General features: G+C 36.5%; 22 protein-coding genes and 1 other annotated feature. Of the genes, 11 read left to right on the top strand and 11 right to left on the bottom strand.

The features are described from left to right. Positions 1-5: 5 nt before the first annotated feature. Complete coding sequence (locus tag ACQKM9_RS06480) at positions 6-491, top strand: GAF domain-containing protein (protein ID WP_427733570.1); 486 nt, start codon at positions 6-8, stop codon at positions 489-491. 56 nt (positions 492-547) lie between these two features. On the opposite strand, the gene ACQKM9_RS06485 is transcribed toward ACQKM9_RS06480, so the two are convergent. Next, positions 548-2,422: a sensor domain-containing diguanylate cyclase gene (locus ACQKM9_RS06485; RefSeq protein ID WP_427733571.1), complete on the bottom strand. Its 1,875-nt coding sequence runs from the start codon at positions 2,420-2,422 to the stop codon at positions 548-550. Between the two features lie 217 nt (positions 2,423-2,639). Here ACQKM9_RS06485 and ACQKM9_RS06490 point away from each other — a divergent pair, with 217 nt between their 5' ends. Together ACQKM9_RS06490 and rpsD are read left to right on the top strand one after the other, a co-directional pair. Beyond that, a complete protein-coding gene (locus ACQKM9_RS06490) occupies positions 2,640-2,804 on the top strand; it encodes a hypothetical protein (RefSeq protein WP_427733572.1) in 165 nt (54 codons plus the stop codon). Positions 2,805-2,829: 25 nt separating this feature from the next. Next, positions 2,830-3,432, top strand: coding sequence for a 30S ribosomal protein S4 (gene rpsD, locus ACQKM9_RS06495; RefSeq protein ID WP_427733573.1), 603 nt, complete (start codon positions 2,830-2,832; stop codon positions 3,430-3,432). A 208-nt stretch (positions 3,433-3,640) separates the two neighbouring features. On the opposite strand, the gene ACQKM9_RS06500 is transcribed toward rpsD, so the two are convergent. The 3 genes from ACQKM9_RS06500 to ACQKM9_RS06510 form a co-directional block, all read right to left on the bottom strand. After that, a complete protein-coding gene (locus tag ACQKM9_RS06500; RefSeq protein ID WP_427733574.1) occupies positions 3,641-4,291 on the bottom strand; it encodes a Yip1 family protein in 651 nt (216 codons plus the stop codon). 243 nt (positions 4,292-4,534) lie between these two features. Continuing rightward, positions 4,535-4,831 carry a rhodanese-like domain-containing protein gene (locus ACQKM9_RS06505; protein ID WP_427733575.1) on the bottom strand — a complete coding sequence of 99 codons (297 nt, stop codon included), beginning with the start codon at positions 4,829-4,831 and terminating at the stop codon, positions 4,535-4,537. Positions 4,832-4,890: 59 nt separating this feature from the next. Next, complete coding sequence (locus ACQKM9_RS06510; protein ID WP_427733576.1) at positions 4,891-5,154, bottom strand: metal-sensitive transcriptional regulator; 264 nt, start codon at positions 5,152-5,154, stop codon at positions 4,891-4,893. Positions 5,155-5,332: 178 nt separating this feature from the next. Between ACQKM9_RS06510 and ACQKM9_RS06515 the strand changes: the two genes are divergently transcribed. The 3 genes from ACQKM9_RS06515 to ACQKM9_RS06525 all read left to right on the top strand — a co-directional run bounded on the left by ACQKM9_RS06515 (position 5,333) and on the right by ACQKM9_RS06525 (position 6,871). Next, on the top strand, positions 5,333-5,605 hold the full coding sequence (locus ACQKM9_RS06515) for a glutaredoxin family protein (protein ID WP_427733577.1): 273 nt from the start codon (positions 5,333-5,335) through the stop codon (positions 5,603-5,605). Further along, positions 5,605-5,958, top strand: a complete 354-nt coding sequence (locus tag ACQKM9_RS06520; RefSeq protein WP_427733578.1) for a rhodanese-like domain-containing protein — start codon at positions 5,605-5,607, stop codon at positions 5,956-5,958. Before ACQKM9_RS06515 ends, ACQKM9_RS06520 begins: the two co-directional genes overlap by 1 nt. A gap of 100 nt (positions 5,959-6,058) precedes the next feature. Beyond that, the gene (locus ACQKM9_RS06525) at positions 6,059-6,871 is read left to right on the top strand and encodes a cobalamin-binding protein (protein ID WP_427733579.1); all 813 of its coding nucleotides are present in this window, start codon (positions 6,059-6,061) and stop codon (positions 6,869-6,871) included. A 632-nt stretch (positions 6,872-7,503) separates the two neighbouring features. On the opposite strand, the gene tyrS is transcribed toward ACQKM9_RS06525, so the two are convergent. Beyond that, on the bottom strand, positions 7,504-8,769 hold the full coding sequence (gene tyrS, locus ACQKM9_RS06530) for a tyrosine--tRNA ligase (RefSeq protein ID WP_427733580.1): 1,266 nt from the start codon (positions 8,767-8,769) through the stop codon (positions 7,504-7,506). A 47-nt stretch (positions 8,770-8,816) separates the two neighbouring features. Then, positions 8,817-9,018, bottom strand: a binding site (T-box leader). Between the two features lie 158 nt (positions 9,019-9,176). Between tyrS and ACQKM9_RS06535 the strand changes: the two genes are divergently transcribed. From ACQKM9_RS06535 to ACQKM9_RS06550, 4 genes are all read left to right on the top strand, one after another. After that, positions 9,177-11,801, top strand: coding sequence for a transglycosylase domain-containing protein (locus tag ACQKM9_RS06535; protein WP_427733665.1), 2,625 nt, complete (start codon positions 9,177-9,179; stop codon positions 11,799-11,801). Between the two features lie 209 nt (positions 11,802-12,010). Next, positions 12,011-12,643 carry a GNAT family N-acetyltransferase gene (locus ACQKM9_RS06540; RefSeq protein ID WP_427733581.1) on the top strand — a complete coding sequence of 211 codons (633 nt, stop codon included), beginning with the start codon at positions 12,011-12,013 and terminating at the stop codon, positions 12,641-12,643. Between the two features lie 26 nt (positions 12,644-12,669). Continuing rightward, positions 12,670-13,317, top strand: coding sequence for an acetoin utilization AcuB family protein (locus ACQKM9_RS06545; protein WP_427733582.1), 648 nt, complete (start codon positions 12,670-12,672; stop codon positions 13,315-13,317). Beyond that, entirely contained in the window at positions 13,287-14,474 is a 1,188-nt protein-coding gene (locus ACQKM9_RS06550; RefSeq protein WP_427733583.1) for an acetoin utilization protein AcuC, read from the top strand. The genes ACQKM9_RS06545 and ACQKM9_RS06550 overlap by 31 nt, the downstream gene beginning before the upstream one ends. A gap of 70 nt (positions 14,475-14,544) precedes the next feature. Here the strand turns inward: ACQKM9_RS06550 and ccpA are convergent, their stop codons facing one another. Continuing rightward, positions 14,545-15,543, bottom strand: coding sequence for a catabolite control protein A (ccpA, locus tag ACQKM9_RS06555; protein ID WP_427733584.1), 999 nt, complete (start codon positions 15,541-15,543; stop codon positions 14,545-14,547). 105 nt (positions 15,544-15,648) lie between these two features. Continuing rightward, positions 15,649-16,734 carry a bifunctional 3-deoxy-7-phosphoheptulonate synthase/chorismate mutase gene (locus ACQKM9_RS06560; protein ID WP_427733585.1) on the bottom strand — a complete coding sequence of 362 codons (1,086 nt, stop codon included), beginning with the start codon at positions 16,732-16,734 and terminating at the stop codon, positions 15,649-15,651. 178 nt (positions 16,735-16,912) lie between these two features. On the opposite strand from ACQKM9_RS06560, the gene ACQKM9_RS06565 reads away from it, so the two are divergent. Next, entirely contained in the window at positions 16,913-19,075 is a 2,163-nt protein-coding gene (locus ACQKM9_RS06565; RefSeq protein WP_427733586.1) for a cell division protein FtsA, read from the top strand. Between the two features lie 72 nt (positions 19,076-19,147). On the opposite strand, the gene ACQKM9_RS06570 is transcribed toward ACQKM9_RS06565, so the two are convergent. The 4 genes from ACQKM9_RS06570 to ACQKM9_RS06585 form a co-directional block, all read right to left on the bottom strand. Next, complete coding sequence (locus ACQKM9_RS06570) at positions 19,148-19,738, bottom strand: YtxH domain-containing protein (RefSeq protein ID WP_427733587.1); 591 nt, start codon at positions 19,736-19,738, stop codon at positions 19,148-19,150. A gap of 20 nt (positions 19,739-19,758) precedes the next feature. Beyond that, complete coding sequence (locus ACQKM9_RS06575; protein ID WP_427733588.1) at positions 19,759-20,232, bottom strand: DUF948 domain-containing protein; 474 nt, start codon at positions 20,230-20,232, stop codon at positions 19,759-19,761. A 202-nt stretch (positions 20,233-20,434) separates the two neighbouring features. After that, entirely contained in the window at positions 20,435-21,745 is a 1,311-nt protein-coding gene (gene murC, locus ACQKM9_RS06580) for a UDP-N-acetylmuramate--L-alanine ligase (protein WP_427733589.1), read from the bottom strand. 156 nt (positions 21,746-21,901) lie between these two features. Then, a complete protein-coding gene (locus ACQKM9_RS06585) occupies positions 21,902-25,519 on the bottom strand; it encodes a DNA translocase FtsK (RefSeq protein ID WP_427733590.1) in 3,618 nt (1,205 codons plus the stop codon). Positions 25,520-25,600: the final 81 nt, after the last annotated feature.

The raw sequence follows: 25,600 nt of genomic DNA on the forward strand, positions 1-25,600 counted from the left end.
ATAAAATGTTTACGCAATCCTCTTATAGTGGCAACTCAGCAGAACAATATGCACTTGTAGCGAAGCAACTAGATGCTTTATTAGAAGGCGAAACAGATACTATTGCTAATTTAAGCAATGCCTCAGCATTATTAAATCAATTTTTAGACACCATTAACTGGTGTGGATTTTACTTACATAAAAACGAAGAATTATTGTTAGGGCCATTCCAAGGATTACCTGCCTGTGTCCATATCGCAATTGGACGTGGAGTTTGTGGTACTGCAGCAGCGAAACAAGAAACTATCGTCGTTGAAAATGTTCATGCATTTCCAGGTCATATTGCTTGCGATGCGGCTTCTCAATCAGAAATTGTCGTTCCAATCATCGTTGAGGGTAAACTTTTTGGTGTACTTGATATCGATAGCCCTATTCAAAATCGCTTTTCTGATGATGATCGTAAAGGTATAGAACATTTTATACAAGTATTAACGAAACATCTTTCATTTTAAAATCCCAAAAGAGTTACGCCCACAATTGTATTGGACGTAACTCTTTTTTTAACATCTTAATTTGTAACATCATCCATTTCAAACAAACGGAATTGATTTTTGCCGTTATTTTTCGCTTCATACAATGCAATATCCGCATTTTGAAAAACACAATGGAAATTGTGATTTAGATTTTTTTGCCAAGCAGCTACACCTGAAGATACAGTTACAGATGGTGTTGTTACTTCAGGAACAGATGAAACAATCTTATCAACTAAATCAATTGATGACAATAATGTTTGGTTAGGTAAATAGATAGCAATTTCTTCGCCACCCCACCTAGCGCAAATCCCTTGACTCTGTACCGTGTCTACCAAATGTTGCGCAATCGTTACTAAAATCGCATCACCTTTTTGATGTCCATAAGTATCATTGATCATTTTAAAGTCATCGATATCTAATAAAATGAAGACACCTCCTTCATCCTTGTCCATCGAAATCTCAACATATCGATCCAAATATTTTCTAGCAAATAATTTAGTTAAATGATCTCGATCGACCATTTCTTGTAGTTGATCACGTAAAATTGTATTCGAAATTGCCAATGAAGAATGACGTATTAAAGATTGCATTAATTTAAAACTATCAAACGAAAAGAAATACGGATTATTATGTAAGACGATACTAAAACCATGTACTTTTTCTCGAATAATAATAGGTATAGCCATCATTGACATAAGCGAGACTTTATCAGATACTAAGTTGCTGAAATCTGCTACAAATAATGGATCTGTCGATTTATCAAAATGATCACTGACATATTTCAAATATGACTTAGATTCATTTTCAAAGAAAAAGGACGTACTTCCCGTTGTTACTTGATACACATCATTTTCTTTTAAAACGAAGCAAATCTCATTAGGATTGAACGACTTTGTTAACTGTTTTGCTAGAAACAATAACATTTCTTCTTGATTCAATTTCATATTTAAACGGTGGGATGTTTCATTTATTAGTTGGAGATCTGATACTAAACGATGTGATTGATGATATAGTTTTGCATTTTCTAATGCATTTCCTGATGTTTCAGCTATATGCATAATAAGGTCTTTCTCTTGTTTACCAAAAATATAATTTAGCGGTGCGAAAACTTGTAACACTCCATAAATTCCTTGACGGCCCTTTATCGGTGCATTTAATACACACCATTCTATGTCTACTGCCTGTTCAATTTTCATATCGCCAGAGACAAAGGCTTCTATAGTGGAAGAACGTTCAGACATATAATCAAATGTATGTGTATCAACAGTTAAATGACGATCTTGGTCATTTGATAAAATAAGTTTCGAATCAAACTTTGGAAGGGCACTTCTGACACCATGAAGAAGTGCTTTTAGTATTCTATCAATATCCATAGACGAATGGAAAATACTAGTCATTCTAACTAATTCAATATTCATCTTTTGTTCATATGTGGCTCTACTATTTTTTTGTATTAACTGAATAACACGCGAGATTAGCATTTCAAAGTCATGAATATACTTTGTCTTCGCGAACTGTTTCCAATCCCCAGTTTCTTGTACAATGATAATGCCAAACGGGTTCTGATTTACTTCCCGTAAAACTATCACATCATCGGCAAAATCATGTTGCTTTTTCAAAATATCAACAAATGCGCTTGGGAATGGATACTCTTGATGAAGATGCTGCTCTAATAATGTACATGGAATACCTTGTGTTTTATTCTCATGAGCTGCATCAATTGAGACAGGGTAGAAGATATCTTTGTCTAAATGTAAGTATTCACTTTTTGAAATACCGAAGTATTGTAATAGGATCCCTTTCAATAGTTCAAAATATTCACTACTATTAAGTTTTTCATCTATTAAATCCATCCACAAGTCTAGGATCTGACATTTTATATTTTGCATTATTTGTTGATAATCTGCCATGCAATCACCTTTTCCTTCAAAACATGCTATATATGATCTTGTCTAATTCTATTATACATAAAATAAGTCTTTTCAACTATAGTTCTTTTGGAAAAAACTTCTTGAATTCGAGAAATCGTATCAAAACTCCTTGATTTATCCTTTATCTACTTGTCATATCTTTTCTACTATCTCTCATTTACCTTGACACATTTCTATGTAAAAGTTACAATGATTTTTGTGTAAAATAAACGCAGCAGTTGTATGGTTTTATTGCTTTCATTTTATTCCTCCAGAAATGGATGGTGTAACACGTAACCCTTTGGCTGCATGGGCGAAGTTGCATGAAAATAAAATGTCAATAATTCTGGATACATCTGGTTTTTATTTTACAACAAAATAAAACCAATTAAAGGAGGAGACTCTCTATGTCTCGTTATACAGGTCCATCATGGAAACTTTCTCGTCGCCTTGGTATTTCACTAAGCGGCACAGGTAAAGAAATCGAAAAACGCCCTTACGCACCAGGACAACACGGTCCTAACCAACGTAAAAAATTATCAGAATACGGTTTACAATTACAAGAAAAACAAAAACTTCGTCATATGTATGGTATGAACGAACGTCAATTCCGTACTCTATTCGACAAAGCTGGTAAAATGCAAGGTATCCACGGTGAAAACTTCATGATTCTTCTTGAAACTCGCCTTGATAACTTAGTTTACCGTTTAGGTCTTTCACGCACTCGTCGTGGATCTCGTCAATTAGTAAACCACGGCCACATTTTGGTTGATGGTAAACGCGTTGATATCCCTTCATTCCGCGTAAAACCAGGTCAAGTGATTTCTCTTCGTGAAAAATCTCAAAACCTTGATGTTGTTAATGAAGCAATCGAAGTAAACAACTTCGTACCAGAATACCTAACATTCGATGCAGACAAAAAAGAAGGTACTTTTGTACGTCTTCCAGAACGCAGCGAATTATCAGCTGAAATCAACGAAGCTTATATCGTAGAGTACTACTCTCGTTAATCTTTGTTCTTTCCAAGACCTTGTACCCGTCATATTAGCGGGCACAAGGTTTTTTTATTATATATTCTCCATTAACTAAAAACTAATTCTTTTTTCAAGCTACATTTAAAAAATAGTATATAAAAGAGGCTAACGAACACCCTAAGAATTCTGGATGTCCAATTAGCCTCAAGTAGATAAGAATTAGGTTAATTTACTAATCAACACTCTACATTTGCCCCATAAATGAGAACGTAATAATAATAATAAAAATAAGCAAAATAACAAAAACAACGAAGCCTGGAATGAAAATCGTGAAAAATGCACGCCAATTAGAAAAACGATGCGTCTCTGCAACTACCCCCACGTTAATAACAAAAGACCATATCGTGACACAAAACGAGATTAGACTCGAAACTAGCGTTACTAAAAGGTTCTTCACTTCAAGATAATCGCTATCCATCCTAAAGAAAGTTTCTGGTGAGAATGCCATCCATAATAATAAAATGGGTGCTAACCAAATATGAGGGATTGAGGATAACCCCATTACTTTGAACATCTCTTTGTAAGTTGCCTTCCCTTTAAACATTTTCCCTATTAGTAAGATTACCCCTGCTCCAATAGCAGATGTAAACAAGCCAATTAATGGTCCACCAATTACACAAATCAATAATATACCCCAAGTTGGAATATCTAAAGGTAATTCCATATCCATAGCACCGAAAAGTACACCCGCCATTCCTCCGAGCAATATGAACATAATAGCGTAACCTAATCCTTTATGATCAAGTATATATCTGGCCGTTTTTTTAGGATGTAACCAAATAGAGAAAAATGGATGTAATATCTCTTGCTGCTTTGTTTCTTGTAATTCATTCATTAATAATTCTCCCCTTCTAGTATTCTGTTAAAATCATACCAAAGATAATATAGGTATATTCTACCTAAAACTCATTTTTGATAAATAAGAGTAATACAACAATAATAATGACTATGCGAGCCTTTCAACTTCTTTCTCAATTATCACATCATCTAATAAAACATCTTTACACTCCAATATTGTTCCATATAAAAAAGAGTATGCGAAATGCATACTCTTTAATACGATTCTTATGGCTGTAATTTATTCAACATCGCCTGACCAAGCCAACATGCCGCCATCCATATTAGCCACATTAAAACCTTGATTTTCTAAAAACATTGTTGCGTTGCCACTACGCCCACCTGAACGACAAACCATAATGTACTCTTTTGATTTATCTAATTCATTCATACGAAATTCGATTAAACCTAATGGGATATTGATGGCTGTTGGAATTATACCCGCTGCTACTTCATCCACTTCACGAACATCAATTAAATTTAATTCTTTACCTGATTCTAATAATTGTTGTACTTCTTCTACTGAAATTGATTTCATTTTCATTATCTCCCTTACCCCACAGGGTATATATTATATTTAAAATAAGGAAGAGTCGATTATCGGCTCTTCACTAATAAATCTACAGCTTCTTTAATTAAAGTTTCTTTATCTTTCCCTTTAAGCTCATTTTCATCTTCCATGCAACGCACTAAATTAGTACTTACAATAAGCCCAATCGCGCGATCAATTGCTGAACGAGAGGCAGATAATTGTGTGATGACATCTTTACATTCTTTTTCTTCTTCAATCATGCGGATAACACCTTTTAGCTGACCTTCAATTCGTTTCAAACGATTCTTAATTTGATCGTCATATTCCATTATTGTCACCTCAATCCAAGCATATCATGTAACAGTATTAGATATTATACCCCTAATGGTATTGTGTCAAGTAAAGATGTTACAAAACAAATTAGTTGAAAATCCATACCCTCCATAGTATATTAAAAATACCTACCAGGGTATATAGAATAAACTTTCAATTGGAGGCAATAACAAAATGACATTGGATGTGACCGTTTATTCAGCCGTAAATTGTGGTTACTGCGTATTAATGAAAAATTTTCTACACGAACAGAACATTCTCTATAAAGAAGTAATTATTCAAGAAAAACCTGAAATTGCTCAAGAACTAATAGCTGCAACTGGTCGTCTTGGTGTACCCCAAACAAATATTAATGGTAATTGGGTACTTGGTTATGACCCAAATTCAGCTATGAAAATTATCCAGCAACTAACAACAGCAAATAATAGAGACGGAGAATTACAATAATGGAATGGATTATCCTACTACTTGCAATCTCTCTCTTTATGTACTTCCGTACCAAAACAGCAAAAGGTGTAAAAAATATTTCTACAAATGATTTAAAAAACATGCTAGATGACAAATCAAAGCAACTTATCGATGTCCGCACACCAGGTGAATATAAAACCCGGCATATTGTACAATTTCAAAATATCCCATTAGATCAACTACCTAGCAAAGTAAGCAAACTCGACGCCAACAGGGAAATCATCGTTATCTGCCAAAGTGGTATGCGAAGTGCTCGTGCTGCTAGTATTCTTTCAAAAGCAGGCTTCACTTCTGTTTATAATGTTAAAGGTGGCATGAGTCGCTGGTCATAATCTAATCTCGTTTTCAGCTATAGCCAAAAATAGCCATTCGTTATGTTATAATAACACTTAACGAATGGCTATTTTTTATTTAAAAGGAGGTCTTTTATAAATGAAAATCATTTCAATTTGCCCTAGTAATACTGAGTTACTCACCTATTTACAACTTGAGCATCAGTTAATTGCTATCGATGATTTTTCTGATTGGCCATCTTCTATTCAGCATTTACCACGGCTTGGACCAGATCTTTCTATTAATATGGATTTGCTTGAAAGCATGGAGCCCGAGCTCGTCATCGCTTCACTTAGCGTCCCTGGAATGGAGAAGAATATTGAGGAACTCGAGCGTCGTAAAATTCCACATCTCGTTCTAAATCCTAATAGTCTGCAAGAAATTGCTGACGATTTACGTATACTAGGTAAAGCATGTGGCGTACTCGAACATGCTGAGACAAGAGCTGCTGAATTTGAGAGCTTTGTTGCTAGTATGAAGAAAATCGGCGAAAGTTGTGAAATTAAACCTTCATTATATTGGGAATGGTGGCCAAACCCTATTTTCACACCAGGTAGTATTAACTGGCTGACTGAAGTAAGCGAAATTGCGGGTGGTGTAAACCTCTTTGCTGATGTTGAATTAGCTAGCGTACAGACCGATTGGAATGATGTTTTAAAGCGAAATCCTGATTATGCGTTTTTAGCATGGGTCGGTGTTCAACACCACCGGATTAAACCTGGACACCTTCTGAAAAGACCTGGTGCATCAGAGATGTCTGCTATAAAATTAGAACACCTTCATGTAATGGAGGAATGGCTCTATTGCCGTCCTTCACCTAGGTTACTAGAAGGTGCTTTGAAGTTGGCAACCTTAATACATCCCAAAGAGTATGAAAATCTCACGTTACCTGAATGGGTTATTGAAAAATGAGATGAACTTAATAATAGTAAAGGACTTTTCACATTAAGTGGGGAGTCTTTTTTTGTAACCCTTTTTTTATTTCAATATTTTACGATTAAATAGGGTTATTTTCTTACAAAAGAGCCTACTCTATATATAGAAAAGTTTTCTTTAATAATCATAATGTCTATTAGTTCTATACTTCTTTTCTTAAGTTCAAAAAAAGACTATTGCTCACTTTAAAGTGAGCAGTAGTCTTAATGGACAAATAACTAGTACTTTAATCAAGATTTCCAGCTTCAGGCGCTAGACTCTCGAGGTCACTTCCACTTTCTCGGACAAAAGCTGAAATGATGCTTTTGTTTCGAAAGTTCCAGTGCTTGTCGAAGGCCCACAGGATGTGGGTCACGTAACCGTTGCGGCAGGACGCCGCGTACTTAGGTTACGTTCCTTGAACGAGCGCCTTCAGCATTTACTCAGCATATCCAGCTTCAGGCGCTAGACTCTCGAGGCACTTCCACTTTCTCGGACAAAAGCTGAAATGATGCTTTGTTTCGAAAGTTCCTGTGCTTGTCGAAGGCCCACAGGATGTGGGTCACGTAACCGTTGCGGCAGGACGCCGCGTACTTAGGTTACGATCCTTGATTGAGCGCCTTCAGCATTTAAGAGAACTGTACCATGTGGTATTTCTTTTTGCCTCTTCTTACGATTGCGAATGCATCTTCTAGGCGGTCTTTAGCGTCTACAGTGTATGCTAAATCTGTAATTTTTTCGCCGTTGATTGAGATAGCTCCGTTTGTTACGTCTTCACGGGCTTGACGTTTTGAAGATGAAATTTTAGCTTCGACGATTAGATCGACAATGTTTTGATCTTCTTTTGCGATTTCAACAGAAGGTACGCCACTAAATGCTACTTTCATTTCTTCTACTGAAAGTGCTTTTAAGTCACCTGAGAATAATGCCTCTGTAATACGAATTGCTTGTTCTAAACCTTCTGCACCATGAATTAATTTTGTCATTTCAGCAGCTAATGCTTTTTGTGCTTTACGTAGATGTGGCTCAGTTTCTACAGCTGTTTCTAATGCTTCGATTTCTTCACGAGATAGGAATGTGAAGATTTTCAAGTATTTCACGACATCAGAGTCAGCTGCATTGATCCAGAATTGGTAGAACTCGTATGGCGATGTTTTTTCAGCATCTAACCAAACTGCTCCGCCTGCTGTTTTGCCGAATTTTGTACCATCCGCTTTTGTTACAAGTGGAATTGTGATACCAAATGCTTTTGTTTCTTCTTCATGTGTTTTACGAATCACTTCTAAGCCAGTTGTAATATTTCCCCACTGGTCAGAACCACCTACTTGAATACGGCAGTTGAAGTTGTCGTATAAGTGGTTAAAGTCAATTCCTTGAATAATTGTGTAAGCAAATTCAGTAAATGAAAGACCAGTATCTAGGCGAGATGAAATTGTATCTTTACCAAGCATGTAGTTTACATTGATTAATTTACCGTAGTCACGTAGGAATTCAATCGTATTCATTGAGCCAATCCAGTCGCGGTTGTTTGCAAGTTTTGCACCGTTATCTGAATTGAAATCGAAAATACGCTCTAATTGTTTTTTTATTCCTTGTACGTTTTTCTCAACTTGTTCAACTGTTTGTAATTGGCGCTCTTCAGAACGACCTGATGGATCACCAATCATACCAGTAGCGCCACCGACTAATAGAATTGGTTGGTGACCTGCCATTTGGAATCTTCTTAAAGTAAGTAGTGGTACGATATGTCCGATATGCATGCTATCTGCAGTTGGGTCAACACCACAATACAAAGAAACAGATTCTTCATTTAATAATTTTTCCATACCTTCAGCATCTGTTTGTTGGTACAGTAGGCCACGCCACTGTAAATCTTCCAATAATAGATTTGTCATAATCCTTACCTCCTAATATAAATAAAAAAAGTCCCTGCATATAAATATGCAGGGACGTTAATCACAATTTAACGCGGTACCACCCAGCTTGAAGAAAAAATGATTCTTCCGGCTCATACGTCTTAACGCGACGCTTACGTTCTCGCTCCAAATGTGTAATTCGTGTCCATATTATGACTAGCTTTCACCTACCGCTAGCTCTCTATACAGGGAATATGTTCACTACTGCGCACTTTTCAACGCTCGAAAAACTATTAATGACTATTGTACTTCATTTAAATTCATTGTCAATAAATATTATTAGTCATAAATCAATTATGGTATAATTAACGAGATTTTAGGAGGTCGATTTAGTGATAGAAAAATTTAAAAAATGGGTTGAAAAAATAGACAATCGTATTCAAGAAATGACTTCTATGAAATGGATGAAAACACTACGCATAACATCAAGCGTAATCTGGAATTTATGTTTATTATTTATCACATTAGCAGTTATCGGTTTAGTATTTGTAGGGTCTATTGGCGCTGGATATTTTGCTTCCCTCGTAAAAGATGAGCCTCTGCGAGCAAAAGCAGAAATGCGTAGCGACATTTTAACTTATGATGAAACGAGTGATCTCTACTTCGCAGGTGGAAAATATTTAGGTAAAATGCGTTCAGACTTAGAACGACGTGAAACTACGCTAGATAAGGTCTCGCCTAACGTAATTAATGCCGTACTAGCTACAGAAGATGAATACTTCTATGAACATAACGGTATTGTGCCCAAAGCAGTTTTCCGTGGATTGTTACAAGATGTAACGAACTCTTCGACTCAAACAGGTGGCTCCACATTAACGCAGCAATTAATTAAAAACCAAATTTTAACGAATGAAGTTTCTTACGAACGTAAAGCGAAGGAATTATTACTCGCAATGCGACTTGAAAAATTCATGGACAAAGACGAAATTTTAGAAGCCTATTTAAATATTATTCCTTATGGTAGAAATGCATCTGGTCGTAATATTGCTGGAATCGAAACAGCAGCTGAAGGTATTTTCAATAAAAAAGCAAGTGAACTTAATCTTGCACAAGCTGCCTATATCGCAGGTATTCCACAATCGCCTTATGCCTATACACCCTTTACACAGCAAGGAAAGCTGAAAGATAAAGATTCATTAGCACTTGGTATTAACCGTATGAAAACTGTTTTATATCGTATGCATGAAACAGGCTATATTACGGACAAGCAGTATGAAAAAGCACTGAAATACAATATTAAAAAAGATTTCCGTAAGCCGGAACTTCGCCCCGAAGAAAAATATCCATATGTAACATATGAAATTGAAAGCCGTGCGAAAGATATAATGGCTACTATTTTAGCTGAAAAAGATGGATTAGATCCAAAACGATTAAAAAATGAAAAGAAATTAAAAGAAAAATATACAATCTTAGCGGATCGTGAATTGCGATCAAAAGGTTACAAGATATACTCTACAATCGATAAGAAAATGTATGACAATATGCAAAATGTAAAAGATAACTTTCCCTATTACGGAGCTACATTTAAAAAGACTGTTACAGATTCAGAGACTGGAAAAAGTAAACAAGTTGATGTACCTGTACAAGTTGGTAGTATCGTCATGGAAAACAAAACAGGTAAAATTTTAAGCTTTATCGGTGGCCGTGACTTTAAATTGATAGAGTTAAACCACGCGACACAAGCAAAACGTTCAAATGGTTCTACTATGAAACCACTGTTAGTTTATGCACCTGCGATTGAATATGGCTTGATCGGTGCAGGTAGTCCTGTAGTCGATGTGAAATTCAATATTAATGGATGGTCTCCATCAAACTATATTGAAAGTGATAACCGAGGTATTATTTCGGCACGTGAAGCTTTAAAAGACTCTCAAAACTTACCAGCAATCCGACTGTACAGCCAAATTATGAACCGTAGACCTGCTGATTTATTAGTGAAAAATGGATTCTCAAATTTGGATGCAGATGATTACACGAACTACGCAGCTTCTATTGGAGCGCTAAAATACGGTGTAACTGTGGAGGAAAATACTAATGCATTTGCTACATTTGCAAATGGGGGTAAATTCGTAGATGGTTATATGATTTCTAAAATTGTTGACTCTGATGGCAAAACAGTATATAAACACAAATCTAAAGCGAAACAAGTATATAGTCCTCAAACTTCATATATAATTACGGATATGATGCGTGATGTATTGAAACAAGGAACTGGTACAACAGCAAATGCTGGCCTGAAATTTAGTGCAGACTTCGCAGCTAAAACAGGTACATCTCAAGATTATAAAGATGTTTGGTTGGTTGGATACAATCCAGACATTTCACTAGGTGTATGGATGGGTTATGATACACCACAAACACTTTATCAATACAATGAGACTTACTTGCAACCAAGTACTCGTATAAATCTGTTATGGGCAAAACTGATGAACTCTGTTTATGATTCTAATCCAAAATTAGCTACAGCATCTGGCAAACGCTTCACTGCTCCTGCAGGTGTAGTAAGTCAAACATTCTGTGGTTTGTCTGGACGTGCATTATCATCAGAGTGTTCAAAAGCAGGCTTCTCTCGTACTGATTTATTTAACTCTCAAGTGATGCTACCTACTAGTCCAGATGATAGTTTCAACTCAAATGGCAGCTTAAACCCTAACTTTATCTCTCGTATGTTAGGTACCTTGGGTGGAGATCCTGCAAGTATTCTATCATCAAAAGAGAAAGAAAGATTAGATGCTGCAAACAAACCTGATGATGAGAAAGACAAGGATAAGAATAAAGATAAACAGCAAAATAACAATTCTTCAAATACAAACGTAAATACTGACAAAGATAAGAACCAGAAACCTAATACAGATAATAATAAGCCAACAACAGACAAAGACAATACAACAGAGCAAGATAAAGACAAAGATCCAAGTACCGATAAAGATAAAGATAAAGACAAAGATAAAGACAAAGATAAAGATAAAGACCCAAGTACCGATAAAGATAAAGATACTAGTACTGAGTAACAACAGTTAATCCTTCTCAAAGAGCATTCTACAAATGTGTAGAATGCTCTTTTCTTATACCATTTAATTACATCTAAACCTCATTAATTACACCTTTTTTCAGCCCACAAACTTTCGACACTAGACATATAATTTTCTCATTTATGTGATTATTCTCTTTTTCATTCATGTATAATTGAAATACAATATCTTAGTAAGGTGGTGAAATAATGGAATTTGTTAAAACTTATTACGGTGTTAATATGGAAACTAAATCAGGTCAAATTGTAGTTGAAGGTCCTATCCCACCTGAGCAATTAGAAAAACTAAAATTCCATGAGGATTTAACAGCTTTTCGAGTTGCTAAACAACAATTTAAAGCGTTAATAGGAATAGCCAAATTACCTGAAGGACGTATTATTATTGCACGTAATGAGGATACCATCGTCGGTTATGCAACCTTTTTATACCCTGATCCATTAGAACGTTGGTCAGAAGGAAAAATGGAAAATTTAATCGAGCTTGGAGCAATCGAAGTCATACCAGAATTTCGTGGAGCAGGTGTAGGTAAACAAATACTTCGCGTATCTATGATGGATGATGCGATGGAGGACTATATAGTTATTACAACCGAATATTATTGGCACTGGGATTTAAAAAGAACCGGACTAAATGTTTGGGAATATCGTAAAATCATGGAGAAAATGATGAACGCGGGAGGTCTGGAGAATTTCGCTACAGATGAACCTGAAATCTCTTCACACCCTGCGAATTGCCTAATGGCACGTATTGGTAGTAGAGTTGATAGTGAATCAATTCAAAGGTTTGATCAGCTACGATTTAAAAGCCGTTTCATGTACTAAACAACTAAGCAAAGGGGATTTTGTCTATGATTGTTGAAGAAATCATGAATACAACTGTGTTCTCCTTAAAGCCATCCAACACTATTAAGGAGGCTGTTCAGCTACTAAAAAAAGAACAGATTCGTCATTTACCTATTACAAATGCAGCTAATGAAGTTATTGGCCTAGTGACAGAAAGGGATATAAAAAACGCGCTTCCGTCTTCCCTGCTCAAAATACCAGATGAAGGTATCTATGACCAACCATTAGAAAATATTATGACAAAGAATATAATTGTTGGCCATCCTCTTGATTTCGTCGAAGAGATCGCCATAATTTTTTATGAACATCGTATTGGTTGTTTACCTATCATCAGTGGTGGTAAATTAGTAGGCATTGTAACAGGAACAGATTTACTTTATAACTATATTGAGTTGACTGGAGCAAATAAACCAAGCTCACATATAGAAATTCGTGTACCAGATATCGTAGGCATATTATTTGAAGTAACAAAAATATTCCATAAGCACCACGCGAGTGTATTGAGTGTCTTAGTATATCCTGATAAAGAGTTTGATGAGATGAAAATACTATCTATACGAGTAAAAATCATGAATCCTCTTTCCATCATTGAGGATTTACGAAAAGAAGGGTTTGATGTGCTATGGCCAAATATGCCGGGCATGAAACTGTAGAAAAGAACGCCGTATTCATCTACTCAGATAACCAACTTGGATATAAATTTTCAGACACTCATCCTTTTAATCAAAAAAGACTAACTTTAACAGTTGATTTACTAAATGCGCTTGGTGCCTTAAATAAAGCAGATATTGTTGAACCACGTATCGCAACAGATGAAGAAATTCTTCTTGGTCACGATCCAAAGTATATGGATATAGTAAAAAAAGCAGGTCGCGGTGAAATAACAAATGAACAAGGTGAGCAGTATGGCATCGGCACAGAGGATACTCCCATCTTTCCATTTATGCATGAAGCGAGTGCTCATATCGTTGGTGGCACCCTTACCGCATGTGATTATGTGATGCAAGGAAAGGCTAAGCATGCTGCTAATTTAGGTGGTGGACTTCATCATGGCTTTAAAAGTCGTGCTTCGGGATTTTGTATCTATAATGACAGTACTGTAGCCATCAAGTATATGCAACAAAAATACAATGCTAGAGTACTCTATATTGATACAGACGCACATCATGGTGACGGTGTTCAATGGAGCTTCTACGATGATCCAGATGTGTGTACTATTTCTATTCACGAAACAGGTCGTTATCTTTTCCCTGGCACTGGGAACGTAACAGAAAGAGGAACAGGTGAGGGTCATGGTACTTCTTTTAATTTACCAATTGATGCTTTCACAGAAGATGATTCATTTTTGGACATCTATGAAACAGCCTTTAGAGAAATAGTCGCGCATTTCAAACCAGATGTGATTTTGACACAAAATGGTGCAGATGCGCATTATTTTGACCCCTTAACTCATCTGTATGGTTCGATGAAGATGTATAAAGAAATTCCACGGATTGCTCATGAGCTAGCACATGAATACTGTGATGGCCGCTGGGTTGCTGTCGGTGGAGGCGGCTATGATATTTGGCGAGTAGTCCCAAGGGCATGGTCACTTATTTGGACAGAAATGACTGATCAAAAAGCTCCTGATGGTCCGCTCCCGTCTGCTTGGTTAGAAAAGTGGCAGCCCGAATCTCCAGTCACCCTAATCCCTACTTGGATGGATCCAATTAATATGTATAATGAAGTTCCAAGAAAAGTAGAAATAACAGAAAAAAATCATCAAATTTTAGAAAAAGCATTGTATATGATTCGTTCTATCCAAAGCTAAACATACATAAAAAGGATCGCTCCAATCGTCTTTCACACGGTGCTAGAGCAATCCTTTTTTATTGAACAATTTATTTTACTGAATCTCGTTCTTCAATACGGTGTGGAAGTATAACAATTCCATCTTCCACTGATTCTTTGTTCATAAATTTAGTTAATAGGCGCATTGAAACCGCACCTATATCATACAGCGGTAACACAACACTTGTTAATTGAGGACGTACCATTCGTGCTAGCTTAGAGTTTTCAAAACTAATTACTTCAATATCGTCCGGTACTTTCTTACCTGCATCTTGTGCACCATGGATAATTCCGATGGCTAGCTCGTCACTACCAGCAAAGAAGGCTGTTGGTGCATTTTCAATCTTGCTTAGCTCTGACCAATCTTCGATACCACTATCATAAGAGTCTTCATTAGCAATAACAAGATTGTTATCCAATTCAATTCCAGCTTCTTCTAGTGCTCTCTTGTAGCCAGTAAATTTATATTCTCGGTTAATCGTAGAAGTGAATGGTCCTGACACAAAAGCAATTCGTTTATGGCCATTATCTATTAGTCGGCTAACTGCTTCATAAGCCGCTTGTAAATAATCGATATTTACAGATGGTATTGTTTTTGTTTGGTCAATTGAACCTGCCAAAACGATTGGTACTGGGGAATTCCTCATTTTATCTAATAGTTCTTCTGTGACTTGCTCGCTCATCAAAACAATTCCATCAACTTGCTTTCCATACATATTATCTAATAACTGTATTTCCTTCTCTTCTCGTTGATCGGAATTGGATAGAATAATATTATAGCGATACATTGTCGCGATATCTTCAATACCTCTCGCAAGTTCAGCATAGAAAATATTGGATATATCCGGAATGATAACGCCTACTGTCGTTGTTTTTTTACTTGCTAAGCCACGAGCAACCGCATTTGGTCTATATTCTAAACGTTCAATTACATCAAGAACTTTTTTTCTAGTTGACGGCTTAACGTTTGGGTTGCCGTTGACGACACGTGAAACTGTCGCCATAGAAACATTTGCTTCACGTGCAACATCATAAATTGTAACGGTCACTTGATGACCTCCTTTTCTTTTCTTCTTTTTATGATACGACAATTACCAAAGATTTTTCAACAAAAGAAAGGTGACGATTCTAGTAATTCGAATCGTCACCCCCTATTATGCGTGTATTTCGTAAGATTTCATGAACTTTTGTATTGATTCGTAGAATTCATCGAATTGTGGAATGCTCATTTGTTGTTGAGCATCCGATAATGCTACTGCTGGATCTGGATGAACTTCTGCCATGACACCATCTGCTCCAATAGCAATGGCTGCTTTAGCACATGGTAATAGTAAATCACGACGACCAGTTGAGTGCGTTACATCTACAAATACTGGTAAATGTGTTTCTTGTTTTAAAATTGGAACAGCTGAAATATCTAATGTGTTACGTGTCGCTTTTTCATATGTGCGAATACCACGTTCACAAAGAATAATTTGATCATTACCTTTTGAGATAATGTATTCTGCGGCATTGATGAATTCATCAATTGTTGCTGCTAAACCACGTTTTAAAAGTACAGGTTTATTTGTCGCTCCCGCTGCTTTTAATAATTCGAAGTTTTGCATATTACGTGCACCGATTTGGATAACATCGATATGATCTAGTGCTTCATCCAAATGTGATGGTGTAACAATTTCAGAAACTACAGCTAAACCGAATTCCTTTGAAATTTGTTTTAAAATTTTCAAACCTTCAAGACCTAGACCTTGGAAGTCATATGGAGATGTACGTGGTTTGTAAGCTCCACCACGAATCATTTTCAGACCTTTTGATTGAATTGATGCAGCAACTGCTGCTACTTGTTCGTATGATTCAACCGCACATGGACCAAATACGAATGTTGGTTCTCCAGATCCAATTGCTTCTCCGTTAATATTCACAATTGTATCCTCTGGTTTACGTTTACGAGATACTAATAATTCTTTTTTATGATCTGTTTCTTGTAATTTTAATGCTGATTTAAAGATTTCTTTGAAAATATGTTCAATTGTACCTTGACTAAGTGGACCTTCATGATTTTCTTTCAAAAGGTTCAACATATGTCTCTCACGAAGAGGATCATAACGATTAACACCTTGTTTTTCTTTAATCTTTCCAATTTCTTGTACGACTTCTGCACGTTCGTTAATTAAACTTAAAATTTCAAGGTTTAATGCGTCTACGCGGTCACGTAATTGCTCTAAATTTTGATGACTCATTGCGTTTCTCCTCACTTCCTCGTATCAGGTACTTTCAGTAGACTGAAAACTGTGATACATTTTTAGATAATATGAATATTATAATCAATGTTTTTAAAAAAGTCACGCAAAATTTCTTTAACGCTTCAACGCGGCGAAGTATATTGTTTTAAATGAACATGAAAGGACGTGGCAAAACGTGATGTCTAAGCTATTTGCATTAGATATAGGTACACGCTCTGTAGTCGGAATTATTATAGAAGAACAAGGTGAAAATTTCCACGTTGTCGATTTAATGATTGAAGAACACAAGGAACGTGCCATGGTAGATGGCCAAATACATAATGTATTACATGTAGCAACTTTAATAGAGAAAATTAAAACTCAACTTGAAGAGAAACACGGCCCTCTTCATAAAGTAAGTGTTGCTGCTGCCGGTCGAGCTTTAAAAACTGAACAAGCTGCTGTCACGATAAATATAAAAAATCGGATTGCTTTCACTGAAGATGACATCAGCCGTTTAGAATTAGCTGCTGTTCAACAAGCCCAGCAACAATTATTACAAAATAAAGAAGAAAAAAATAATACTAGTCATTATTATTGTGTTGGCTATTCAGTTTTATACTACCGTTTAGACCAAGAAGAAATTGGCAGTTTAATTGACCAACAAGGCGAGGAAGCTTCAGTTGAAGTAATTGCTACCTTCTTACCAAGAGTCGTCGTAGAATCGCTGTTAGCGGCTCTTAAACGTGCAAATTTAGAGATGGAAGCATTAACCCTTGAACCAATCGCAGCCATCAATGCGTTAATTCCTCCTACAATGCGCCGTTTAAATGTCGCTCTAGTGGATATAGGTGCAGGTACGTCGGATATAGCCATTACAGATAAAAGTACAGTTGTAGCTTATGGAATGGTACCTACAGCTGGTGATGAAATTACAGAGGCGTTAAGTGACCATTACTTACTGGACTTCCCTGTTGCTGAAAAAGCAAAAAAAGAAATGGCTACGCAAGATGAGATTAATATTCAAGATATATTAGGCTTCGACCAGTTTTACCCTCGTTCTGAAATTATGGAAAAATTACGTCCAGCAGTCGTACAACTTGCTACAGCAATTGGCACTGAAATTTTACGATTAAATAATCAAATTGCGCCAAAAGCTGTTTTACTAGTAGGTGGTGGCAGTTTAACACCGGATTTACCACTGGAACTTTGCAGAGTTTTAGAGTTACCAGAAAATCGGGTAGCAGTTCGAGGAATTGATGCCATTCAACAACTCACAAGGGAGGACCATGTGCCTGCCTCTCCTGAGCTTGTAACACCAATTGGTATTGCCATTGCCGCAAAACGAGCACCAATAAAATATATGACCGTTGAAGTTAATAAACAAATTATCCGTCTATTTGAATTAAAAGAGATGACGGTGTCAGACGCATTACTTGCAGCCAATGTTTTAGCTACAAAATTATACGGTAAACCAGGTTTAGCTCTATCAATTAAAGTAAACGATCAGGACATCTTTATACCTGGCAGTCATGGCAGTCCAACTGAAATTTTCGTCAACGGTAATGAAGCAAACACCAAACACCTCATCCAAAATGGTGATATCATCGAGTTAAAAGAAGGCGAAAATGGAGCGCCTGCTCAAGCTTCGGTGAAAGATATATTAGATGATACCGGTATTAAAAAAGTATACATCCAAGATTTAACATACGAAATACAACCGAAAGTCACGGTAAACGGCCAAACGGTCTCCTCGGATACACAATTGAAAGATCGTGACATTGTTTCTATTAAAACTGCCGATACCGTAGAAGAAATTTTACATTGGACTAACAATCAAGCCCTTATAAAACGATTAACACCATTTACAATCTATATTGATAACAAGCCTGTAAGTTTATTAGAATTCACAAGTAGTTTAACACTTAACAGTATTCCGACAAAACTTCATTATGCTATGAAAAACAATGATCGCTTAACTATCAAATTGACCGAATTGCCGACAGTTGAACTAATCTCTAAGCGCCTTAACATGCAATTAGAGGACCACATAATCGTTACATTCCAAGATGAAACGTTAGAAATGATTAAAACTTGCATGGCTGTTTATATAAATGGAGAAATTGCTAATAAATCCGATGTCATACCAAATGGCGCAAAAATTCAATTTGTCACAAAAGATACTAGTAACTGGATTTACCAAGATGTATTCCGTTTTTCCAATTGGCAATTACCTACAGATTTCAAAGGCTCATTTTCAATATTACGTAATGAAAAACCTTCAAAATTCGATGCAGAAATCTTCGGTGGCGATCGACTTTCTATTACATTAAATAAAATAGAGCAAGAAATCTTATAAAAAACGAAAAAAAGCTATCTCAAATGTTCTAATAACGAACTTTGAGATAGCTTTTTACTTATTACTACATTATCAGTTTTTTGACGCTTCAGCTTTTGCTTCTTTCGTTACAGACTCGACTACTTCTACTGCTTCTTCAAGAGCCAAACTTACAGCCGTCGGCTCATTAGTTTCTGCTTCATATTCTGCAATCGTTTTTTCCATTGTTTCCATGATATCTATCGGCTCTTCACCTTCAGAAGAAGCCGTTCCATCGTCCAATGGCTGAGTTGTTTTAGATTTGATTGATTTTACTTTATCAACTAGTTGACCTGATTGTTCTTGTAGCGTTTTTGAAATTTGAGCAGATTTTTCCTTTGCAGTGGAAGAAAGCTCAATACTTTTCACTTTGATTTGGCTCGCTTGTGTTGCAACATCTTCACGCAATTCTTTACCTGTTTTAGGAGCTAAAAATAACGCTGCAGCAGCCCCAACAATACCACCTACAAATGCACCGATCACAAAATCTTTTACATTTACATTGGATTCGTCATAGAGAGATTCAGTTTTATGTTCATAAGGTTGTGGTAAGTAAGCATTCACTTCCGAACCCTCAATTCCTTGGTTCCCATAAACATCATAATTATTTCTCACATCATTGTAATTCGGTTTTTGTTCTGACATACCTAGCGCCTCCCAAAGTCTTATTTTCTTCTTTTTCGCTTACCAGTTTCATCTAGTGTATTCACCGAAACTGTTTCACTGTTTGCTTTACGCTCTTTCATCTTACCACGTATTCCCATAAAAGCGTTACTCCATTGAATAACTTGAGCGATTTGATCACTATTTTTCGAAACGTTTGAATAAATAGAAGATGTCACTTGTTGCACTGAATTATTCAATCCATTTACTGAATCGCCAAAACCTTTAACAGCTTGAACTACGGTATTCAGTTGTTGAGATTTATCCTGAATATCCTCTGCCAAACTATTTGTTTTTTCTAACAAGCTTGTTGTCTCACGTGTAATCCCTTGCATTTGACCTTCAATTCCAGCCATCGTATTCGCTACATTATTTAACGTCGTTTTCAACGAATTTAATGTCATTGTTAAACCAATACATAAAACAAGGAACCCAACAGCCGCAACTAGTGCTGCTATATACAAAATAACTATCATCTTACACCCTCCTAACTATATACATTTAAGTTCCCACAAAATGAATGTATTTAAACATTACATATTACAATACATTCAACAAAACATTGCTAAATCCTGCTAATCATCATCACTATACTACAAAAATAAAGAATTTTCCATTAAAAAAACAGCTCAGCCTCTAGAAGAGGTTAAACTGTTTTTTTATATATTTTTGCTTGTATTATGCTTTTTCTGCTAATAAAAGTGTTTCAAATGCTTCTTGGAATTTATGCACATCGCCTGCACCCATAAACAAGAATACAGAATCTTTATGCTCTATTAAAGAAGGAATATTTTCTAACTTCAATAATTCACTGCCTTCAATTAGATCTACTAAATCTTGTATAGACAGAGCACCTGATTTTTCACGCGCAGAGCTGAAAATATCACAAAGATAAACACTATCTGCTTCACTTAAACTATCCGCAAAATCTTGTAAAAAAGCTTGCGTACGTGTAAATGTATGTGGTTGGAAAATAGCTACAACTTCGCGCTTCGGGTATTTTTGTCGTGCAGATTGAATCGTCGCTCTAATCTCTGTTGGATGGTGAGCATAATCATCAATTAATGTACGTGCGCCAATTGCTGTCTCAGTAAAACGACGTTTAACACCATCATAAGTACTTAGACGAGCTTGAATCGTTTCAGCTGGAACTCCTTCATAATGACATAAAGAAATCACTGCAAGTGTATTTAAGACATTATGATCTCCAAACATTGGAATATGGAATTTACTATAGAATTCGTTGCGTACGAAAACATCGAAGGTAGAACCTTCAGTTGTTTTTTCTACATTACGCGCTTCAAAATCATTTTCAGAACCCAAACCGTAAAATACGACTGGTACATTAGCTTGAATTTTTTGTAAGTGTTCATCATCACCGCAAGCAATAATAGCTTTTTTCACTTGTAATGCCATCGATTGAAACGCATCAAACACATCTTCTATATCTTTATAATAGTCAGGGTGATCAAAATCAATATTCGTCATCACTGCATAATCTGGGTGATACGCTAAGAAATGACGGCGATATTCGCATGCTTCCATTACGAAGTTTTGAGCATCTACTGCCCCGCCACCAGTACCATCACCAATTAAAAACGAAGTCGGCTTGTCTCCTTCTAACACATGAGACATTAAACCTGTTGTTGAAGTTTTACCATGGGCTCCTGTAATAGCGACTGATGTATATTGTTCTAAATATTCCCCTAGGAATGTATGATAACGAATTACTTCTACACCGATTTCACGGGCTTTTACTAACTCTGGGTGCTCGTCCGTAAAAGCATTACCCGCAATTACAATCATTCCTGGTTGAATGTTGTTCTCATCGAAAGGCAAGATAGTAATATTGCGCTCTCTTAAAGGATCTTCTGTAAAAAAGTATGTTTCGATATCGGAACCTTGAACCGTCTCACCTGAATCAAATAGAATTTGTGCAAGTGAACTCATTCCTGATCCTTTAATTCCTGTAAAATGATAAACTGTCATGTTGAAACCTCCCGGGAAAGTTTCCTTACCCTTGATTAATCAAATCTTTAAAACATATTACATTATAGCATGGATTACTACACTTCTAAAATAAACGATAATTCCCACTCTTTCACTTTTATTATTTAGAATAATAAGACATTAGTCATAAATAATTTACATTTCATCATATCCGTTATTAAAGAGATTCTCTAAATCTTGTGTTTTCAAAAAGACATCACGTGGTTTTGTACCCTTTGACTCGGATATAAATCCTTGAGCCTCCATCATGTCTACTAATCTGGCTGCGCGATTATAACCGATATGGAATTTTCTTTGTAAAGAAGATGTCGAAACTGTACCTTGCTCACAAATATGACGGCATGCCTCTTCAAATAACTCATCTTGTTCCTCAACGGCCTCAGCTTTTCTCAACAATTCTTCTTGTTCAAAAATATATTCCGGTTCACCTAGTGATCGCATATAGTCTGTCACAGCTTCTATTTCTTCATCCGTTACGAATGTACCTTGCACACGAATAGGCCCAGACATTCCATTACCTAAGTACAGCATATCACCACGACCTAATAATCGTTCCGCACCTTGGCTATCTAATATTGTACGTGAATCAATTTGAGATGATACAGAGAAAGCAATACGCGTCGGAATATTAGACTTAATTAGCCCTGTAATAACATCGACTGATGGACGTTGAGTTGCAAGTACTAAATGAATTCCACAAGCTCTTGCTTTTTGAGCAATTCTACAAATAGCCTCTTCCACATCAGTAGGAGCCATCATCATTAAATCTGCTAATTCATCAATGACAATCACTAAATATGGCATTTTCAATGAAAATTTACGTTCTTCTTCAACCATGGCATTGTATCGAGTAATATCTCGCGCGCCAACATGTGCGAATAACTGATAACGTCTTTCCATTTCCTCTACAGCCCATTTTAAAGCTGCAGTAGCTGCCTTGACATCGGTAATCACCGGGCTCACTAAATGAGGAATATGATTAAATGCAGCCAATTCCACCATTTTAGGGTCAATTAATAGCAGTTTCACATCTTGTGGGCTAGCTTTCAATAATAGACTAACCAAAATTGAGTTAATGCAAACAGATTTACCAGATCCAGTTGCCCCTGCAATTAATCCATGAGGCATTTTACGAAGATCAAGCGTTACCGGTTTTCCTGTTAAATCTAAACCCAAAGCAGCTTCAAGAGGCGAATCTGAATCAATAAATAACTGGTCACCAACAATCTCAGAAATACGCACTGGTCGTGATTTTTGGTTTGGAATTTCAATTCCGATTGAGCTCTTACCTGGAATCGGCGCTTGAATACGTATATCCCTAGCAGCAAGAGCCAGTTTCAGATCATCTGCTAAATTACGTATTTTACTCACCTTGGTACCATGACCAACCGTAATTTCAAATTGCGTTACTGCAGGTCCTTGCACGATTTGAACAATCTCTCCTTTTACTTGAAAATAAGAGAGTGCTTCAATTAGTTTCTCACCTTGCATATCCATCCATTCAAAATCCTCTGTCTTTTCCTCTGGTGACTCTAAATATTTTAGAGATTCATCAAGGTTTTCGTTAATACGTGATGGCATAGGCTCTTCAATTTCTGGTTCGATAACTGGCTCAACTGTTGTCGCCGCAACTTCTTGATTATCAGACACCGTAAAAGATTCTAACATGGGTTGTTGTACAGGGTTCTCAGTAAAAATCGTCCCAATAGGTTGCTCTATTGCGACCAAAGGAAGTACAGTTTCTTCTACATTCATATTAAATAATTGCTTAGTCTTTGCTTCTCTCAGTACCCATTTTTCTTTATCTGTTTTTAACATGAGAACATTAAAAGGAAGTTTACTTTCTTCTTTTTTTATTGGCTCTTGGTACCCTTCCTCTTTTGAAGATGGTTCCTCTATCTGTTCTACATTATCAGATGGCTTTATAGTTGCTCCTATGATTACATCTTCTGATTTTAAAAGCTCATCTTCAGGCTCTTCTGCTCGGCGAATAAGTCCTTCGATAATGGCAGGTTTTTCTTCTATAGTAATCTCCTCTATGGAAGTTTGTGCCTGCCCAACTAATTTTACTTCTAGATTTTGTTCTACAATTTCATCCTGCTCTTTAATTGCAACAGATATTAGCTGTTGCTGGATTGGCTCTTCCACATAATGAGAAGTGGTTGGAGAGGCAATTTCTTCACAATCACTATATTGATCATTTACCTTTTCCATTCTTATAGTGGATTCAGTTATATCCTCTTCAATAGCAACTTCGAGAGGCTGTTCTTCAAATGTTTCAGTAATAACTTGAGCTTCCTCTGCTTTTGTTTCAACAACAGCTTGGACCTCTTCGGCTTCTATTTTTACAGTTGCTTGGCCTTCTTCTACTTCTCTTTCTACAGTTGCTTGAACTTCTTCTATTTCTGTTTCTACAGTTGCTTGGCCTTCTTCTACTTCTGCGTCTACAGTTGCTTGGCCTTCTTCTACTTCTGCGTCTACAGTTGCTTGGCCTTCTTCTACTTCTCTTTTTACAGTTGCTTGAACTTCCTCTACTTCTGTTTCTACAGTTGCTTGAACTTCCTCTACTTCTGTTTCTACAGTTGCTTGAACTTCTTCTACTTCTGTTTCTACAGTTGCTTGAACTTCTTCTACTTCTGTTTCTACAGTTGCTTGGCCTTCTTCTACTTCTGTTTCTACAGTTGCTTGAACTTCCTCTACTTCTGTTTCTACAGTTGCTTGAACTTCTTCTACTTCTGTTTCTACAGTTGCTTGAACTTCCTCTACTTCTGTTTCTACAGTTGCTTGAACTTCCTCTACTTCTGTTTCTACAGTTGCTTGGCCTTCTTCTACTTCTGTTTCTACAATAGCTTGGGCTGCATTCATTTCTGTTTCAGTAATAACTTGAGTTTCCTCTAGCTTTGTTTCTACAATGGCATGTTCTTCTATAGCAGCAGTGTGTAGTGACTCCATTACTTCTACAGTAGCCTGTTGCGTTACTTCTAAATGATTTTCAATCTGTTTTAGTTCATTGGATTCATGGCCCTCTAGCTGGTCATGAATAGAACGCATAGGTGGCTTTTGAAAACCATAAACGGGTGAAGGTACATTTGTAGGTTTGAACTTTTGTTTTTTTACTTGCTCTGGCTCTGTGCTAGTATCAGTTTCACTCTCAACTGATCTACGCCCAAGTGAAGAACTTGGTCGTTCCCTATAAGGAGCAGTTGTATCAAAATTTGGCTTTGGATTAAATGGATTAATACGCTCTTGTTTTGATGGTGCATCGTTATAACGATTCTTCGTTGTTGGTCTAAGCTGCTTTCGTGGTTCGAAACGAGCTGACTCCTGATATTGCTGTACCTGATTTTCAAATGGTGACCTTCTATTTTGCAATGTTGTTTGACTTTGAGAAGTTGGTTGGAAACGATCTTGTTTTTGACTTTGGCGCTGTTCTTGCCATTGCTCTGGTTGCACAGATTGTGGCTTTGGTCTAACTTTTTTATTCGATTGTAGAGGCGCTTGCTTGCTTGGAGTTTCCTTCTGTATCATTTGTGAGCGCTCCGAATCAGAAATAACCGGGAAACGGAAAGCATCTCTCTTACGTAAAAATGCGGGAATAGAATCTTCTTGTTGTACTGTTTCAAATTCTTGTTCTATATATTCTTCATATGTATCTTGTATTTCAATTCTGTCATTATGAATCTTTTTTTCATTATCATATTCTTCGATTTCGTCACCCATAATACGAGCAACTACATTTTTAAACCATTTCATTAGAATCACTCTTTTCCAAATCGTTGCATTCATTTTATCAGTAATAACGCCAAGTATGCAATGAGAAGCGATAGAATGCAC

Origin of the sequence: Viridibacillus sp. NPDC093762 (assembly GCF_050279675.1) — a bacterium.
Classification (GTDB): Bacteria; Bacillota; Bacilli; order Bacillales_A; family Planococcaceae; genus Viridibacillus.

Coding starts and splice junctions, on each gene's coding strand:
- ACQKM9_RS06480 (WP_427733570.1), top strand. CDS start 6: ATGTTTACGCAATCCTCTTATAGTGGCAACTCAGCAGAACAATATGCA.
- ACQKM9_RS06485 (WP_427733571.1), bottom strand. CDS start 2,422: ATGGCAGATTATCAACAAATAATGCAAAATATAAAATGTCAGATCCTA.
- rpsD (WP_427733573.1), top strand. CDS start 2,830: ATGTCTCGTTATACAGGTCCATCATGGAAACTTTCTCGTCGCCTTGGT.
- ACQKM9_RS06500 (WP_427733574.1), bottom strand. CDS start 4,291: ATGAATGAATTACAAGAAACAAAGCAGCAAGAGATATTACATCCATTT.
- ACQKM9_RS06505 (WP_427733575.1), bottom strand. CDS start 4,831: ATGAAATCAATTTCAGTAGAAGAAGTACAACAATTATTAGAATCAGGT.
- ACQKM9_RS06510 (WP_427733576.1), bottom strand. CDS start 5,154: ATGGAATATGACGATCAAATTAAGAATCGTTTGAAACGAATTGAAGGT.
- ACQKM9_RS06515 (WP_427733577.1), top strand. CDS start 5,333: ATGACATTGGATGTGACCGTTTATTCAGCCGTAAATTGTGGTTACTGC.
- ACQKM9_RS06520 (WP_427733578.1), top strand. CDS start 5,605: ATGGAATGGATTATCCTACTACTTGCAATCTCTCTCTTTATGTACTTC.
- ACQKM9_RS06525 (WP_427733579.1), top strand. CDS start 6,059: ATGAAAATCATTTCAATTTGCCCTAGTAATACTGAGTTACTCACCTAT.
- tyrS (WP_427733580.1), bottom strand. CDS start 8,769: ATGACAAATCTATTATTGGAAGATTTACAGTGGCGTGGCCTACTGTAC.
- ACQKM9_RS06535 (WP_427733665.1), top strand. CDS start 9,177: ATGACTTCTATGAAATGGATGAAAACACTACGCATAACATCAAGCGTA.
- ACQKM9_RS06540 (WP_427733581.1), top strand. CDS start 12,011: ATGGAATTTGTTAAAACTTATTACGGTGTTAATATGGAAACTAAATCA.
- ACQKM9_RS06545 (WP_427733582.1), top strand. CDS start 12,670: ATGATTGTTGAAGAAATCATGAATACAACTGTGTTCTCCTTAAAGCCA.
- ACQKM9_RS06550 (WP_427733583.1), top strand. CDS start 13,287: ATGGCCAAATATGCCGGGCATGAAACTGTAGAAAAGAACGCCGTATTC.
- ACQKM9_RS06560 (WP_427733585.1), bottom strand. CDS start 16,734: ATGAGTCATCAAAATTTAGAGCAATTACGTGACCGCGTAGACGCATTA.
- ACQKM9_RS06570 (WP_427733587.1), bottom strand. CDS start 19,738: ATGTCAGAACAAAAACCGAATTACAATGATGTGAGAAATAATTATGAT.
- ACQKM9_RS06575 (WP_427733588.1), bottom strand. CDS start 20,232: ATGATAGTTATTTTGTATATAGCAGCACTAGTTGCGGCTGTTGGGTTC.
- murC (WP_427733589.1), bottom strand. CDS start 21,745: ATGACAGTTTATCATTTTACAGGAATTAAAGGATCAGGAATGAGTTCA.
- ACQKM9_RS06585 (WP_427733590.1), bottom strand. CDS start 25,519: ATGAAATGGTTTAAAAATGTAGTTGCTCGTATTATGGGTGACGAAATC.